This is a genomic window from Aeribacillus sp. FSL K6-8210, assembly GCF_037963925.1.
GTDB lineage: Bacteria > Bacillota > Bacilli > Bacillales > Aeribacillaceae > Aeribacillus > Aeribacillus composti.
Window position 1 is genome coordinate 636,134 of the sequence record NZ_CP150172.1, and the last position, 17,487, is coordinate 653,620.

General features: G+C 40.9%; 11 protein-coding genes and 2 riboswitches. Of the genes, 10 read left to right on the top strand and 1 reads right to left on the bottom strand.

Going from position 1 to position 17,487, the window contains the following annotated elements:
* The first annotated feature begins 37 nt into the window (after window positions 1-37).
* From NSQ41_RS03215 to atzF, 10 genes are all read left to right on the top strand, one after another.
* Window positions 38-1,450 carry a glycoside hydrolase family 1 protein gene (locus NSQ41_RS03215; protein ID WP_339210993.1) on the top strand — a complete coding sequence of 471 codons (1,413 nt, stop codon included), beginning with the start codon at window positions 38-40 and terminating at the stop codon, window positions 1,448-1,450.
* A 175-nt stretch (window positions 1,451-1,625) separates the two neighbouring features.
* A complete protein-coding gene (locus tag NSQ41_RS03220; protein WP_339210995.1) occupies window positions 1,626-3,563 on the top strand; it encodes a beta-glucoside-specific PTS transporter subunit IIABC in 1,938 nt (645 codons plus the stop codon).
* A gap of 351 nt (window positions 3,564-3,914) precedes the next feature.
* Window positions 3,915-4,045, top strand: a riboswitch (guanidine-I (ykkC/yxkD leader).
* A gap of 140 nt (window positions 4,046-4,185) precedes the next feature.
* Entirely contained in the window at window positions 4,186-5,211 is a 1,026-nt protein-coding gene (locus tag NSQ41_RS03225) for an ABC transporter substrate-binding protein (RefSeq protein ID WP_339210997.1), read from the top strand.
* Window positions 5,212-5,224: 13 nt separating this feature from the next.
* Window positions 5,225-6,043 carry an ABC transporter permease gene (locus tag NSQ41_RS03230; protein WP_339210998.1) on the top strand — a complete coding sequence of 273 codons (819 nt, stop codon included), beginning with the start codon at window positions 5,225-5,227 and terminating at the stop codon, window positions 6,041-6,043.
* Window positions 6,044-6,838, top strand: coding sequence for an ABC transporter ATP-binding protein (locus NSQ41_RS03235; RefSeq protein WP_186439255.1), 795 nt, complete (start codon window positions 6,044-6,046; stop codon window positions 6,836-6,838).
* Between the two features lie 34 nt (window positions 6,839-6,872).
* Window positions 6,873-8,564: a methyl-accepting chemotaxis protein gene (locus tag NSQ41_RS03240; protein WP_339211000.1), complete on the top strand. Its 1,692-nt coding sequence runs from the start codon at window positions 6,873-6,875 to the stop codon at window positions 8,562-8,564.
* Window positions 8,565-8,700: 136 nt separating this feature from the next.
* Window positions 8,701-8,823, top strand: a riboswitch (guanidine-I (ykkC/yxkD leader).
* Between the two features lie 62 nt (window positions 8,824-8,885).
* On the top strand, window positions 8,886-9,599 hold the full coding sequence (locus NSQ41_RS03245; protein ID WP_327848451.1) for an urea amidolyase associated protein UAAP1: 714 nt from the start codon (window positions 8,886-8,888) through the stop codon (window positions 9,597-9,599).
* A gap of 100 nt (window positions 9,600-9,699) precedes the next feature.
* Entirely contained in the window at window positions 9,700-10,350 is a 651-nt protein-coding gene (locus tag NSQ41_RS03250; RefSeq protein WP_094245131.1) for an urea amidolyase associated protein UAAP2, read from the top strand.
* A gap of 43 nt (window positions 10,351-10,393) precedes the next feature.
* On the top strand, window positions 10,394-14,032 hold the full coding sequence (uca, locus tag NSQ41_RS03255) for an urea carboxylase (protein WP_339211002.1): 3,639 nt from the start codon (window positions 10,394-10,396) through the stop codon (window positions 14,030-14,032).
* Window positions 14,029-15,801 (top strand): allophanate hydrolase, encoded by a 1,773-nt coding sequence (gene atzF / locus NSQ41_RS03260; RefSeq protein ID WP_130156698.1) that lies wholly within the window; start codon window positions 14,029-14,031, stop codon window positions 15,799-15,801. The genes uca and atzF overlap by 4 nt, the downstream gene beginning before the upstream one ends.
* 558 nt (window positions 15,802-16,359) lie before the next feature.
* Here atzF and NSQ41_RS03265 read toward each other — a convergent pair.
* Complete coding sequence (locus NSQ41_RS03265; RefSeq protein ID WP_339193538.1) at window positions 16,360-17,475, bottom strand: IS4 family transposase; 1,116 nt, start codon at window positions 17,473-17,475, stop codon at window positions 16,360-16,362.
* Between the last annotated feature and the right edge of the window lie 12 nt (window positions 17,476-17,487).

The window sequence follows — 17,487 nt, forward strand, 5'->3', positions numbered from 1 at the left end:
ATCACTCTGTTTAAAAATGAAATGGGAGGTAGTAAGCATGAAACACGAGCGGCGCAAGCCTTTTCCAAACGATTTTTTTTGGGGAGGTTCCACATCAGCCTATCAAGTGGAAGGTGCATGGAATGAAGACGGAAAGGGACCTTCCGTTATCGATATGACCAAATACCCCGAAGGCACAACTGATTTTAAAGTAGCCAGCGATCATTACCATCGTTACAAAGAAGATATTACTCTGTTTGCTGAAATGGGCTTTAAAGCATATCGTTTTTCCATTGCCTGGACACGCATTTATCCTAATGGCGACGGAGAGGTAAATCGAAAAGGGATAGAGTTCTACGATCAACTTATCAATGAAATCAGAAAGCATGGAATTGAACCGATTGTGACGATTTATCATTTTGATTTGCCTTATGCATTACAGGAAAAAGGCGGCTGGTCCAATCGTGCAACGATTGATGCATATGAAAATTATTGCAAAACATTATTCGAGCATTTTGGCGATCGGGTAAAATATTGGCTGACGATTAATGAACAAAATATGATGATCCTTCATGGCGAAGCGATCGGGACCGTTGATCCGAACTTAAAAAATCCAAAAAAAGAATTGTATCAACAAAATCATCATATGTTTGTCGCTCAGGCGAAGGCAATGACGTTATGCCATCGAATGCTGCCTGATGCAAAAATCGGACCGGCGCCGAATATTGTGACGATTTATCCGGCAAGCTCAAAACCTGAAGATGTTTTAGCTGCCAATAATTACGCAGCCATCCGCAATTGGCTGTATTTGGATATGGCTGTATATGGGCGCTATAACAATATTGCCTGGGCTTACTTGGAGGAAAAGGGCTATACTCCAACAATTCTTGAAGGCGATATGGAAATTTTACAAAATGCCAAGCCGGATTTTATTGCTTTTAACTATTATACTTCGCAAACAGTAGCAGCAAGCGAAGGAAATGAAGAAGATGTGAACCAAACAGGCGATCAGCATATTACGGTTGGAGAACCGGGAGTTTATAAAGGAGCCTCCAATCCGCATTTAAAGAAAAATGAATTTGGCTGGGAAATTGATCCAGTCGGGTTTCGGACAACATTAAGAGAAATATATGACCGCTATCATTTGCCATTGATTGTCACGGAAAATGGATTAGGCGCCATCGATCAATTGGAAGAAGGCGATGTCATAAACGACACATACCGAATTGAATTTTTAAGAAACCATATCGAACAAATGCAATTAGCGATTAGTGACGGTGTTGAAGTGTTCGGTTTTTGTCCTTGGTCAGCTATTGATCTCGTCAGCACGCATCAAGGTATAAGCAAACGCTACGGTTTTATTTACGTTAACCGTGATGAGTTTGATTTAAAAGATTTGCGCCGAATTCGAAAACAAAGCTTTTATTGGTATAAACAAGTCATCTCATCGAATGGAGCCAATTTAGATTAGAAAGAGTAAATTCGACAATTGCATAATTTTTTCGGGAAGCTGTCAAAAATCAGGAAGGAATGTTACCATCCGGGCATAACCTGAACTGATTTGAACAATACAGTGCGTTTATTCGTGCGCGTTCAAATTGGTTCAGGTTTTTTATATATCAAATATATTTTTGGGAGGGTCAATCATGAAATATGAGCAATTGGCTAAAGACATTATCAAAAATGTCGGCGGTAAAGAAAACGTTATCAGTGTTGTTCACTGTATTACAAGATTGCGCTTTCAATTAAAGGACGAAGGGAAAGCGAACACAGAAGTGTTAAAAAACATGGACGGAGTCGTCACCGTTATGAAAAGCGGCGGACAATATCAAGTTGTCATCGGCAATCATGTGCCTGATGTATATAAGGCGGTCGTTGCTATTGGCGGGTTTGAAGCTGCAAAGCCTGTCGATACGGAAGCGGGAAAAAAGGATAAAAATTTATTCAACCGCTTTATTGACATTATTTCGGGAATTTTTGCACCAACTCTCGGCGTTCTAGCTGCAACAGGAATGATTAAAGGTTTTGCCGCTCTTTTCGCATCACTAGGCTGGATAACAGATAAATCAGGAACTTATCAAATTTTATATGCAATTGGCGATTCGTTATTTTACTTCTTCCCGATCTTTCTTGGTTATACGGCCAGCAAAAAATTCGGCGGCAACACATTCATCGGTATGGCGATCGGGGCGTCATTGGTTTATCCGGCACTATCTAATCTTACTAGCGGAAAAGCGCTTTACACTTTGTTTTCAGGCACGATGTTTGAGTCGCCTATTTATATTACATTTCTTGGCATTCCGGTCATTTTAATGACGTATTCATCTTCCGTTATTCCGATTATTTTGGCTGCTTATTTTAGTGCAAAGGTGGAAAATTGGTTTAAGAAAGTTATTCCTGATGTCGTGAAAACATTTTTAGTTCCTTTTTTTACACTGATTATCATAGTTCCTTTAACATTTTTATTGATTGGACCAATTGCAACTTGGGCAGGAAAGCTTCTAGGTCAACTAACAGTTGCCATCAATGATTTATCGCCAATTATCGCAGGGCTGCTTCTTGGCGGGTTCTGGCAAGTATTTGTTATTTTCGGTCTTCATTGGGGGCTTGTATCGATTGCCATCAACAATATGAGCACAATGGGAGCGGATCCTATTTTAGCGATGGCATTTGCTCCTTCTTTTGCACAAATAGGTGCTGTACTTGCCGTAATGGTGAAAACGAAACAGCAAAAATTGAAAACGCTTAGTGTTCCTGCATTTATTTCCGGAGTTTTCGGGGTTACAGAACCGGCGATTTATGGTGTTACGCTTCCGCTCAAAAAACCGTTTATTATCAGCTGTATTGCTGCGGCAATTGGCGGAGGACTCATAGGAGTATTTGATTCAAAAATGTATATGCTGGGAGGTCTCGGAATTTTTGGTATTCCATCCTTTATCAGTCCGACTGAAGGCATTACGTTTGGTTTATGGGGCACTTTAATTGCCATTACCGTTGCCTTTATCCTTGGTTTTATCCTCACTTTCCTTTTTGGATTCAGTCAAAAATCGGCAGCAGAAGCAGAGCGGCAATCCCAACAAGCAACAGCTGAGGCTGACGCGGAAGAAGAATTATTAGGTAAAAAAGAAATTATTTTCAGCCCGTTTAACGGCGAAGTAAAGCCGTTATCAGACATCAAGGATGCAGCATTTTCATCCGGGGCCCTCGGCGCGGGCGTAGCTATTGAGCCTTCGGAAGGAAAATTAGTAGCGCCTGTATCCGGCACAGTAACGACTCTTTTTCCTACGAAACATGCAATTGGAATAACATCTGATCAAGGTGCAGAAATTTTGATTCATATCGGCATGAATACCGTTCAATTGGAAGGTAAATTTTTCACTGCTCATACGACTCAAGGCGCCCGTGTAGAGAAAGGACAGCTGCTCATTGAATTTGACATAAATGGAATTCAGTCGGCGGGCTTCGATTTGGCGACACCGGTTGTTATAACCAACACTAGTCACTACAAAGAAATAAATGAAACGAAAGAAAAACAAATCAAAATTGGCGAACCTTTATTGACGCTTATAAATGACTCGGAATGATTTTGCACAAGAAAAAAGCATCTGCCTGATTAAGGGCAGATGCTTTTTTTAAAAAGATGAGAACGTTTTGCAGCTTTTCATGCTGTTTTTTTGAAAAAATACAATCCTTTTATGTAATAATAGTTTCCGTAATATGTGAATATTTCGAGAAATTATGTTAGAAAATATTACATATTTATTGCAGATATAGTCATATAAACTATAATTCTTAATAAATAAAAAAATCCCCCTAAAGAGTTTGTAGTGATCTCTCATTCTCTGTCAACCGGAAAAAGAAGGTGAAAAGCTGACATTTGCCAGCGTATCTTGGAATGATGAAAAGTGAATATCGTTCCCCGAAATAAGTGGGAAATCAAAGCTGTCTAGGGTTCCGTTGCTGGCAGGCTGTATCACCGCCGGTAAGTCTGGTCCGAGAGAGAGCGTATAGAAGCTGCGTTTGATTGCAACTTCTATATACACGGAAGGATAAAAGCCTGGGAGATCTATTCTCTCTGGCTTTTATTTTTTTAAAGCTGAAAATTTAAAAATCTGGGGAGGGGGATATAACAGAATTTCTTTAAGCACTATTTTGAAATACCTAAATTCAAAAAGAGATGAAAAATATAAAGCCGAGGTGAAAGACATGAAGAAAAAGAAGTTTCCACTACTTGTTCTTTCTATCATTTTTTGCTTGTTGTTGGCTGCTTGCGGAAGTAAATCTGCAAATGAAACTTCTGACGGCAATAAAAGCAAGAAAGAACCGATTAAGATTGGTTTCAGCGCCTTGCCGAGCTGGTATTTATGGCATCTCGTAGAAAAAAAGGGTTTTTTCGAAAAACATGGAGTGGATGTCGAATTGGTTTGGTTTCCAGTATATGCTGATTCCCTTTCTGCATTAAATACGGGAGAAATTGATGGAAACAGCCAAGCTTTGCTTGATTCGATCTCCCCTTTAGAAAAAGGAATTGATTTAAAAGCGGTATTTATTACAGACAATTCACTTGGCGGCGATGGGCTTGTTGCTTCAAATGATATTCGCTCGGTTAAAGACTTAAAAGGGAAGAAAGTTGGTACGGAAATAGGTACGATTGAACACTTTTTTCTGCTCACGGCATTGCATGAAGCGGGATTAAAGGAGTCCGATGTGAAATTTACAAACTTATCTGTTCAAGATGCGGGAAATTCATTTATAGCTGGAAAATTGGATGCAGCCGGTTTGTGGGAGCCTTTTTTAAGCATGGCAGTGAATAAGGGAAAAGGACATAAGTTGGTGACATCCGCTGATTTTCCGGGCTTGATTTCCGACTTATTCGTTGTAAGGGGAGATGTTGCGAAAGAGAGGAAAGAGGACGTGCAAAAAATCGTAGCAGCATGGTTTGATGCGGTTGACTATCTTTCGCAAAATTACGATCAATCGATTCAACTAATAGCGGACGAGGCGGGAATTTCAAAAGAAGAGCTGGATGTAGGAATGAAAGGATTCAAGCTGTTTTCTCCTGAAGAAAGCTTGAACGCTTTTAAAGAGGGAGATAACTATCAATCTTTTTATTACACAGCTGAAAAAAATGCTGAATTTTTAAAAGAGTTAGGGTTTATTAAAGACATTCCTGATTTTAGCAGCTTCGTTGACACCTCATTTATAAAAGCGGAAATTGAACGGGCAAAGTAAGGAGGATTAATGGATGGAGCTTCAAAAAGGAAAAAGGCATCAATGGACATTATTCAAAATACGCGAGGATATTCCGAAAAAATGGTATTTTACTGGGGTATCAGCTGCTTTTATCTTGTTATTGTTCATTTGGATTTTGCTGAGCAATTTAAAACTTGTGGATGAAGTATTTCTTCCGACTCCCGCAGCTGTTGTGGGCTCTTTCTTTGCTGCCCTTTCAAGTCCGGAGTATTGGGGAGAAATCGGGATTAGCGTCTACAGAGTTTTTATGGGGTTTTTACTGGCATGTCTGTTAGGGATTCCGCTCGGAATATTGGCTGGCACTTTTAAGCTTGCAGAATCGGTTATTTTGCCCGTCTCTGAGTTTATCAGGTATATGCCGGCAGCCGCTTTTATTCCACTTATTATGGTTTGGGCAGGAATTGGGGAAACAGCAAAAATTTTAGTGATTTTTATCGGAAGCTTTTTTCAGCTTGTTTTAATGGTGGCAGATGACACAAACCGGATTCATAAAGACCTACTTTATGCCTCCTATACTCTTGGAGCAAACCGCTGGCAAGTCATCTCAAAGGTTATCATCCCTGCAATGCTTCCGAAATTAATGACAACTATGCGGCTGATTATGGGATGGGCTTGGACGTATTTAGTTGTAGCAGAGCTGGTGGCGGCAAACAACGGTCTTGGATATTCGATTATGAAAGCGCAGCGTTTCATGGATACCGAGTCCATCTTTGTCGGAATCATTGTTATCGGGCTGTTGGGACTTATTATTGACAGATGCTTTGCCTACATTAATAAAAAATTATTTCCATGGGCGGAAGGAGGAAATTAAATGTTGAATGCTATCAAAGCTGAAAAAAATCTTCGTCAAGAGAAGATTGAAATAAACATTCAAAATTTGTCGAAAGTGTATAAAACGAATAATGGCTCCTTTCAAGCGCTGGAGAATGTTTCTTTGTACGTAAAAAATGAAGAATTTGTTTCCATTCTTGGACCGTCGGGATGCGGTAAGTCGACCATTTTGAGAATTTTGGCAGGTTTGGAGGAGCCGACATCAGGCAGTGTGCAAGTATCCGGTGAAGAAGTGAAAGGACCAAGTGCGAAACGAGGTATGGTCTTTCAGTCTTATACGTTGTTTCCTTGGTTGACAGTAAGAGAAAACATAGAGTTTGGCCTCAAGCTAAAAGGAATGAAACAAAAAGAGCGTAAAGAAATTTCCGATCGATATTTAGAGCTGGTAGGACTGGAAAGATTTGCGGATTCCTACGGCAAAGAATTGTCCGGCGGCATGAAACAACGTGTGGCTATTGCAAGATCGTTGGCCAATAATCCGGAAGTGTTATTAATGGATGAACCTTTTGGAGCGCTTGATGCACAAACAAAGCAATCCATGCAGCAATTATTGTTGGATATTTGGAAGAAGGAAAAAACAACCATTGTGTTTATAACGCACGACATCGATGAAGCCTTATTCTTATCCCAGCGAATATATGTCATGGAAGCAAGACCGGGGAGAATTCTCGAAGAGATTGATGCGGATTTGCAATTATTTCAAGATGGGGAGCTTGTGGATGTAGAGAAATTTATGAACGTAAAAAAACATATCATTTCTTTATTAAAGCATTAGTAAAAAACTTACAGAAGGATCGGAAGGGCTGTTGATGATGAAGATACAAAACAAACTGCTCCTTAGCTTTGGAACCGTTTTGCTAATTGTCCTGCTCGCCTTTCTTATTGTTTACTCTACTTTGCAGGACGTTTCCAAATCCTATTTTAATTTAGCAAATACCGATATGAAAAAATTGCAGCTTGCCCACCAGATTCAATTTGAAGACCTTGCGTTAACAGATGCGGTCAGAGGGGTGATTATCGAACCGGATAATACGGCCGAAAGGGAAAAGTACAATCAGTTTGCAAAGCAAATTGATCAACATATTAAAGAAGTGACTCCGATGCTGGATGATTCCAGGACGAAAAAAATTTTCCACGATCTAAATATAAACAATCAAAAATTAGTTGAATTAGAAACGCAGATGATGGAATTGGCCGGGGAAGACCGCCAAAAAACACTTGCTATTTTTCATGGAGAATATGCGGATATTCGCGCTATTTTTAGTTCCAAACTGGAAGAATTCAAACAAATTGAGACAGAACGGATAACCAAGAAAATTGAGGAAGATGAAAAATTAATAAGAAAAAAAATCATGGCGGGTGCAGCGGTATTTATCACAGCACTGTTTGCAGGAATTTTAATTGCAATATTTATTTCTAAAAGAACCACCCGGCCATTGTGGAAAATTGCAAATAAATTAGAGGAATTGGCGCGAAATAAAGGAGATTTAACAGCTAGAATCCATATCACGAATAAAGATGAAATTGGAAAGCTGGCGACGGCATTTAATAGAATGCTGGAGAACCTGCAAAAAATGATGCTAAAAATAAAGGAAACGACAGATGAAGTTTCCGCTTCAGCACTCGAGCTTTCTGAAGGTACTAAAAACTTTGCGGAAAGTACAGAACAGATCACGATGGCAGTTCAAGACATTGCTTCCGGAGCCGGTGATCAAGGTGACATGGCGGATGAAAGCTCACATGCGGTGAATAATATTGCCAATGAAGTTCAAAAAATTGCATCGTCATCTTCTTTCGCAGCAGAATCGGCCTTGACCACATCGAAAATCGCAGAAGAAGGAAACAAATCAATTGTCAAAGCAGTCAAGCAGATGGAATTTTTACAAAAATCCGTTGATGAAGCGTTTATTAAGATTGAGGAACTTGGCAAGCTTACCGACGAGATAAAAAAAATATCAGATGTCATGGCAAATATAGCGGAGCAGACGAATTTATTGGCTCTAAATGCTGCCATTGAGGCGGCGCGTGCAGGGGAACAAGGCAAGGGTTTTACTGTTGTAGCAACGGAAGTTCGAAACTTGGCGGAAGAGTCAAAACAATCTGCGATTCAAATAAATGAAATGATACAGCATGTCCTCTCCATTGCTGCTGCTGTCGTGGAGAATATCGATAAAGGAAGAAGCGATCTAAAAGAGGGTAAAAGGGTTGTTGATGATGCTGGGCGTGCTTTCCATAAAATTTTAACATCAGTTGAAAAAGTAACATGTCAAATACAAGAGGTTTCCTCATCTGTCCAGCAAATGTCAACAGGAGCTGATCAAGTTGCTGTTTCTATCGGACAATTGGCTGACATCGCCAAAAAGTCATCAGCTCATTCACAAAATGTGGCAGCCTCAACGGAAGAACAACTGGCTGCAATTGAAGAATTTACAGCAACGGCAGAAAATCTCTCAAATGTAGCAAAAAAACTGAGAAACATGATCGGGGAATTTAATGTTTAACATTGTTTTTATCTATTTCCAGCATTCATTGTAAGTTTCATGTTATATTATCTAACAAAATCATTGAACAATGCTGCACTCCTTTCTATATTAATCTTAAATAAAAATTTCATAAAGGTTCCTGATCGATAGGAACAAAAAAGCTGTCTAGGGTTCCGCTGCTGCTTAAGTTTGCAGCAGGTCTGGTCCGAGAGAGAGCGTATAGAAAGCATCAAAAGATGTCTTTCTATAAACACGGAAGGATAAAAGCCTGGGAGATTTCCCTAGGCTTTTATTTTTTTACAACGATCATTAAGAAAAGTCTCAAGGGAGGTATTTTGGATGACTAAAATTTTCAGCAAAACGATCGTACCTGGAGGAAAATGGTCAGGAAAAATCGGAAAAGGAAAGCTTATTCGTTTTACAGCCTTGGAGGCTGGAGCCAATCTTTCACTTATGATGTATCATGCACATGATCTTTCAGAGCGTTATAACATGCCGGATACATTAAAAGCCCAGCACACATTTCACTTGACAAAGGGAAACGTATTGATGAGCGATAACGGCCGAGTATTGGCCAGCATCACTAGCGACAGCCTTGGCTGGCACGACACTGTTTCAGGCTATACCACAAGGGAAGGAACAGATGAGAAATATGGAAAAACAAGCTATCAAGAATTAAGAAATGACTGGCTCAGAAGCGGAGAAGAGAACTTTGCCATGGAACTTGTAAGAAACGGGCTCAGCCTGCGCGACATGGCTCCTGTCGTCAATCTGTTTTCAAAAGTGAAAACCGACGACAAAGGCAACCTTACCTATTGTTTGGATCATTGCAAAAAAAATGACACAGTAACATTAAGAACAGAAATGGATATTTTGCTGATTGTATCTAATACACCAAACCCGCTTGATCCAAGAACCAACTATCCGTCCGTTCCGGTGGCAATGGAAGTGCTTCCGGCAGAGCCTGTCGATTTGAACGATTATTGTGTAAATTATCGTCCTGAAAACCGCCGGGCATTTGAAAATACTTGGGAATATTATGCGCTTTTGTAGCATCGGGCAGGAAATTGTTTGAGTACCCAGGCTGATGCCTTTAAAGATCAACATTATAGAAAATACCGATTTAAAAATACGATATGAGGAGGAAAGGAACATGGAAAATATTAAAAAAGTAGAAAGTCCTCGAAAAGAAGAAAATGCAATCTATAACAAAATCATCCCTGCCGGTGAAGGCTGGATGCATGAACTAAAGCCAGGGCAAGTTCTAAGAATTGTCGACTTGGAAGGAAACCAAGCAGTAGATACATTGTTTTACGATGCAGATAATCCGGAGGATCATTACAGTGTAACAGCCACCATTACAGGACAGAAAAATATTTACTTAACAACAGGTTCGGTGCTTCGTTCTGAATCAGGAAATGAATTGCTGAAGATTGTAGCGGATACATGCGGGCGGCACGATACATTAGGCGGTGCTTGCTCAGCACAAAGCAATACCGTCCGATATGCACATGATAAATTGCATATGCACAATTGCCGCGACACGTTTATGCTGCAGTTGTCGAAATATGGGGAGCGTTTTACAAAAAGGGATCTGGCTCCAAATATTAACTTCTTCATGAATGTTCCGGTTACAGAAGATGGTCATTTAGAATTTGCTGATGGAATCTCTTATGCCGGAAGTTATGTGGAATTATTATCCCTTCGGCGGACATTGGTGCTGATCAGCAACTGCCCGCAATTAAACAATCCTTGCAATGCTTACAATCCAACAAAAATACAAGTGCTGATTTGGGATAAATAAACAGAATCAACTAGGATACGGATGCGTCAGGGGGGAGTACAAAATGTTTAAAAAAATTCTGATTGCCAATCGCGGGGCAATAGCCGTCCGGATTGAACGGACGCTTCGCAAGCTTGGAATTCTATCGGTTGCTATATATACAAAGGCGGATCAAGACAGTTTACATGTAGACGAAGCAGATGAAGCTATTTTAATAGGAGAAGGCCCGGTCAAAGACAGCTATTTGAATGGAAATTTAATCATAAAAGCTGCCATTGAGTCAGGAGCCGATGCCATTCATCCCGGATATGGATTTTTAAGTGAAAACGCAGATTTTGCCCGCTTGTGCGAACAAAATGGAATTACGTTTATCGGACCTTCACCTGAACAGATGGAGATATTCGGATTAAAGCATTCTGCCAGAGAAATTGCAAAAAAAGCCAATGTTCCTTTATTGCCGGGAACGGACCTCATCACCGATTTGGATGAGGCGGTAAAACAAGCTGAACATATTGGTTATCCAATTATTTTAAAAAGCACGGCAGGAGGCGGAGGCATCGGAATGCGCGTTTGCGAAAATGAACAGCATTTGCGCTCGGCATTTGAGGCGGTACGTCGTCTTGCTGAAACAAATTTTAAAAATAAAGGCGTTTTCCTGGAGAAATATATCGCTAGAGCACGCCATATAGAAGTTCAAATTTTTGGAAATCGATTTGGTGAAGTGGTAGCTTTAGGCGAACGAGACTGCTCTATTCAGCGCCGCAATCAAAAAGTTGTGGAAGAAAGTCCGGCCCCTCTTTTGTCCCAGGAAGTCAGAAAAGAAATGTTCGCAGCCGCCATCCGATTGGCGGAAGAAGTTGGATACCGGAGTGCAGGCACCGTTGAGTTTTTATATGATCCTGAAACAAGCTCCTTTTACTTTCTTGAAGTGAATACAAGACTTCAAGTGGAGCATGGTGTAACAGAAGAGGTCTTTGGCATCGATCTTGTTGAATGGATGATACGTGAAGCAGCAGATGATCTGCATGAATTGCATTCCTTAGTTAAAGAGCCGAAAGGGCATAGCATTCAAGCGCGTATTTATGCGGAAGATTGTTTGCATGAGTTTCGGCCGAGCGCCGGACAGATTGATGAGGCAAAATTTCCTAAAACAGCTCGAACGGAAACGTGGGTAAGAAACGGAATCACGGTTACGACTCTTTATGATCCAATGCTGGCGAAAGTGATTGTTCGTGGAAAAAACAGGGAAGAGGCGATCGGAAAACTCATACAAGCGCTAAACGAAACGAAATTGTACGGTATTACAACAAATCTCCACTACTTGAAAGCTTTATTGAAGGAAAAGGATTTTATAAAAGGAAATGTATACACCCGTTTATTAAACCATTTTCAACCTAGAGAACATGCACTGGAAGTATTGGACGGAGGAATTCAAACAACTGTTCAGGATTGGCCCGGACGCATTAAATATTGGAGCGTAGGTGTGCCGCCTTCCGGTCCGATGGACCAGCTCTCGTTCCGGATTGGAAATAAACTTCTCGGGAACAGAGAAGGCGCCCCTGGTCTTGAAATGACATTGCGCGGGGGATCTTATCGTTTTCGAGATGATATATGGTTTTGTATCACAGGTGCCGATATGCAGGCTAAGCTTGACGATCAGCCCGTGCCGATGTATGAACCTGTTTTGGCAAAAAAGAACCAAGTATTATCATTTGGAGAAGCGAAAAGGGGAATGCGGACTTATTTATTAGTAGCAGGAGGTTTTGACATGCCTGAAGTTTTAGGAAGCTCCTCCACATTTACGCTCGGCGGATTCGGCGGCCATGGCGGACGCGCTTTGCGCACTGGCGATGTGCTTTTGGTCAACCGGGGGGCTGTTGTCAAAAAAACGAAGGGGCTTCCAGCTGAATATAGACCGATCATGACGAATAAATGGACGATAGGCGTCATTCCGGGCCCTCATTGTACAAGCGAATTTTTGCAGCCGGATTATTTGCAGCAATTAACTGAAACAGAATGGGAAGTGCATTTTAACAGTTCGCGCACAGGCATCCGGTTAATGGGCCCAGCGCCGAAATGGGCAAGAGAAGACGGCGGAGATGCAGGTTTGCATCCATCAAATATTCATGATAACGCTTATGCAGTGGGAACGCTTGATCTAACAGGCGATATGCCGATTTTACTGGGACCTGATGGACCTAGTTTAGGAGGATTTGTCTGCCCAGTTACGACGGCTTCAGCTGAGTTTTGGAAAATTGGGCAATTGCATCCGGGCGATATCGTCAAGTTTCATTTGTTGTCATTGGAAGAAGCGGAGGAACTTCGAAAAAAACAAGAAATGTTTATGCAAAAAATTGAAAATGGCAGTTTGTACGGATTTCAACCTTCTCAACTTCCTGCCATTAATCCAAAAATTACAGCCGACGATTCAATTTTGGCTCAAGAACAAACATCTCGAAACATTCCAATTACGATTCGTTCAAGCGGCGACGAAAATTTGCTGATTGAGTACGGTTCAATGGATTTAGACCTGCTGTATCGGTTTCAAGTACATGCTTTAATGCAAGCGATACAACAAAAAGGCAACATCCCTTTCCTTGATTTAACGCCGGGCATTCGGTCTTTGCAAGTGCACATTGACCCATCGAAAATGTCCGTTCGCGAGGCTTGTCAAAAAATTTTAGAAATTGATCGCGAGCTTCCGCCGCTGGAATCGATAAAAGTCCCTTCACGTATTGTTCGGCTGCCTCTTTCCTGGGATGATCCGGCTACTCAATTGGCCATTGAACGCTACCAGAAAAACGTCCGTTCCGATGCTCCGTGGTGTCCGAGTAATTTGGAATTCATCAGGCGCATAAATGGCTTAAAAAGCATTGATGATGTAAAGAAAATTGTATTTGATGCAAAATATCTTGTTTTAGGATTAGGTGACGTCTATCTTGGCGCTCCAGTAGCCATCCCAATTGATCCTCGGCACCGTTTAGTCACAACAAAATATAACCCTGCCCGGACTTGGACGCCTGAAAATGCGGTAGGAATTGGCGGTTCGTATTTATGTGTATATGGAATGGAAGGTCCTGGAGGCTATCAATTTGTCGGCCGGACGATTCAAATGTGGAATAAATTCCGGACAACGAAGAGTTTTGAACAAGGAAAACCTTGGCTATTGCGGTTTTTCGATCAAATTCAGTTTTACCCAGTAGATGCGGAACAGTTGCTGCAATTGCGGGAAGATTTTCTTAGAGGAAGGTTTGAAGTGGAAATAACAGAAACAGCGTTTGATCTTGGCGAATATTTAAAATTCTTGGATTCGATCAAAGATAGTGCCGAAACTTTCCGCATGCGGCAGCAGGAAGCTTTTCAAGCAGAGCGAGAACGGTGGAAGCAGCTAGGATTGGCGGAATATATATCAGAGCATGAACCAATGAAAGAAGGGCAAGAGGAAAATATCCCTCCAGGTGCTGAGGTTGTTCGTTCTTCCATGCCTGGAAGTGTATGGAAAGTTCTTGTGTCTCCTGGACAGCAAGTTAAGAAAGGCGATGTTCTGATGATTGAAGAAAGCATGAAAATGGAGTTTCCGCAGCTGGCCCCGTGCGATGGACAAATAGTAAATGTTTACGTGAAACCAGGGGACGAGGTGCAATCAGGACAATTGATTGTCAGCATTTTAAAGCAGAAAGAACGAGAGGAGGTTCTCAAATGAAATCGGTCAAACATTTTCCTCAACCTTTGACGATTGCGCGGTTGAGAGAGATGTACCTTAACAATGAATTGACTCCCGAAGAAGTAGTCGTTGAAATCATTCATCGAGTTAAACAAGATGAGGATATGAATATATGGATTACCCCTCCGGCAATGGAAAGAATTCAGCCTTATCTAGACAGGCTTGCTTCACTGGATCGGAAAAGCTTGCCATTATGGGGAATTCCATTTGCTATTAAAGACAACATTGATTTAGCCGGGGTTCCGACAACTGCAGCTTGCCCCCAATATGCTTATATACCAGAAAAAAGCGCAACAGTGGTTGAGCGGTTAATTGCAGCAGGTGCAATCCCATTAGGAAAAACAAATTTAGATCAGTTTGCCACTGGGCTTGTCGGTACAAGAAGTCCTTATGGAGAAACGAAAAATGCCTTAAAAGAAGAACTGATCAGCGGGGGATCAAGCTCTGGATCTGCGGTGGCCGTTGCACGAGGCCATGCAGCGTTTGCACTCGGAACGGACACTGCTGGGTCCGGACGAGTGCCGGCAGCCTTAAATCGCTTAGTCGGATTTAAGCCGAGCAGGGGAGCCTGGCCGACCGCTGGAGTAGTTCCGGCTTGCGCAAGCCTTGATTGTGTGACAGTTTTTGCGCACAATTTGCAGGATGCATTGGAAGTTGATCGAATTGTGCGCGGCGAGGATGAAACAGATCCTTGGTCACGCTATTTCCCGAACGTATCGCCGAAAAGTCCGAGCAAAATTTGTTTGCCGAAACAACCGCTTTCGTTTTTTGGCCCATTTCGTGAAGGATATAGGAATGCATGGATGAAAACGATGAAAAGATTGGAACGTTTGCGTCTTCCGATTGAGTATATCGATTATGATTTGTTTTCCGAAGCGGCGTCTCTTCTTTATGAAGGTCCTTGGGTGGCGGAAAGATGGGCGGATTTAGGTGATTTTGTGAAAGCAAATACAGAAGATGTGTTTTCCGTTACGGAAAAAGTCCTTTCTTCCGGAGCTTCTCCTGATCATACGGCAGCATCAGCTTTTCAAGCGATGCACAGGATCCAATCAATCAAGCATAAAGTGAAAAAATTGTTAAAAGATGCAGTATTAGTTTTGCCTACTTGTGGCGGTACTTGGACGCGCGAACAAGTTAGGCTCGATCCGATTCGCACAAATAACGAAATGGGAAAATACACCAATCACTGTAATCTTTTGGATCTGTCGGCAATCGCCATTCCGGCAGAGGATGCGGAAGCAAATGTTCCTTTTGGCATGACGATGTTTTCGCTGGCAGAACAGGAAGGATTGATATTCGGACTTGCTTCTCAATTTTTAGGAGAGATTCTAACAGAAAATTTTCAACCGCAAAAAAATACGACTTTTGTTGCCGTCTGCGGTTTGCATATGAGAGGGTTTCCGCTCGAAAATGAAATGCATCAATTCGGAGGCAAATTCGTATGTGAAGCAACAACTGCTCCTAATTACCGGCTGTATAAGCTGCCTACGGATCCTGCCAAACCTGGGCTTATCAAAACAAACCACAATGGCGCCTCCATTCAATTGGAGATATGGGAAATGCCATTAGCTTCATTTGGTGCTTTTACAGCATCTATTCCAGAACCTTTAAGTATAGGAACAGTAGAACTGATCAACGGAAACAAAGTGCCGGGCTTTCTTTGTGAAAAGTATATAGCCAATCAAGCGGAGGATATTACAGCTTTTGGAGGATGGCGTTCCTATTGCCTGAAAGAACTCAATTCATAATACAAAAGCCGTCAAACATGTTGGCGGCTTTTTCACGTTCAAGCGCAAAATTCTAATTTTAAGAGATTGACAGGATGGAGTGACTGAACTATTTAGATAAAATCGACGTGTACGTACAGTGTATTAGGAGACAGAAAGTTAGCTGCATACTTCTGTTTTGTTTATTTTTTAAACTGTAAAATACGACTTTTACCTCTGCTGGTTACTTGAATATTGAAAATACCAATGTATCAATTCATTTCCAAATTGCTTGAAAAAATAGTATTTCCTCTTATTTAGATTTATTACATAAAATTTTAAAATATTGTATTTAAATTCCAATTTTGGTAAAATTACTATATATTGTAAAAAATAACTAGGGGGTGTGGGAATTTATAAAAATTAAGAAAACTATTTTTTTTATAATATTCTTCATTAGCATTGCATAAATATAGTTAGAATTTTCTGTTAATTAATTTTTGTGAATTTGTGCCAAAAAGACAAAACCTAAAGAAAGGTGGCACTGCCCATTTGGTAAATATATACAGTTAAACCAGAGCGACAACGACAAAAGGGAGATTATGGACTGGCTCGCCCATCAAATTTTCGCAACCAAACATAAGCTGGTTTCCACAGAGCTCTCTTTAACCAACGAGTAATTCGAAGTAGGGATTTCTTACTTTTCATCTCCAATTGAATGAGAACATGTAAGCAATACGTGATCAGGGCTAAGAAAATTTGATTTTGAATAGCTGTTTCACTCATTCCATAAAAGTGCTTAATTTCTACGTGTTGCTTGAGCCATTTGAAAAAGAGTTCAATAGCCCAGCGAGATCGGTAAATATCACTTATCTCTTCTGGTTTTAAATCAAATCGGTTGGTGATGAAACGAAGTAAGTTCCCTTTTGTGTCCATAACTTCTAGTAGACGAAAGACATTTTCAGTACGATTTTGTGTGGTACCAATGTAGACCATTTTATCGGATAGAACGTGACAATCATCAGGAAGTGAAAATGTATAGACTTCACGAATGACTGCGTTTTTCTTCAGTCTTGAAACGAAGAAATAGCCATCATCTGTCATCCGATCAAAACGTTCATAGTCCACATAACCGCGGTCAAACACATACATGGCTTCTTGATCATCCACTAGGACTTCGAGTTGATTTCGGTCATGTTCTTTTGCTGTCGTAATCACTGCTTTTTCAGGATAGACGGTGTCTTTATCCATGAAAACGAGCCGTAAGTGTAGCTTTACACCAGCTTTTGTTTTCCGGAATTTTGCCCATTTATAATGGGTCAAATTCAACGGGAGTGTACTTGAATCAATGATTTTCAGTGGCATATTCTTTCCGTTTTGATAATGGTACCGTTGAATTTTCCAAACAAGATCCAAGAACAAATTTGCAAGAATTAGTGGGTTGATCTGATTGTTTTTTCGGGATAGCTGAGAGGCACTTATCGATTCAAATCCGAGTGCTTTTTGAAGATCTTCGTCTACAAGTGCATCACTCATTTCCTCTAAGCTCTTAAATTCGAGCAGCTGGGCTACCAATAAAAGTTTAATATAGGCTTCTGTTGTCAGCTTTTTTGTGTAATAGTCCTGTTTCAATTCTTTGACTTGTTCGCTAAGTTTTTGAATATTTATGGGTGAAACCCATTTACCAAATGATGAAATTAGTGTATTCTTGTCCATAATGGTTATCCT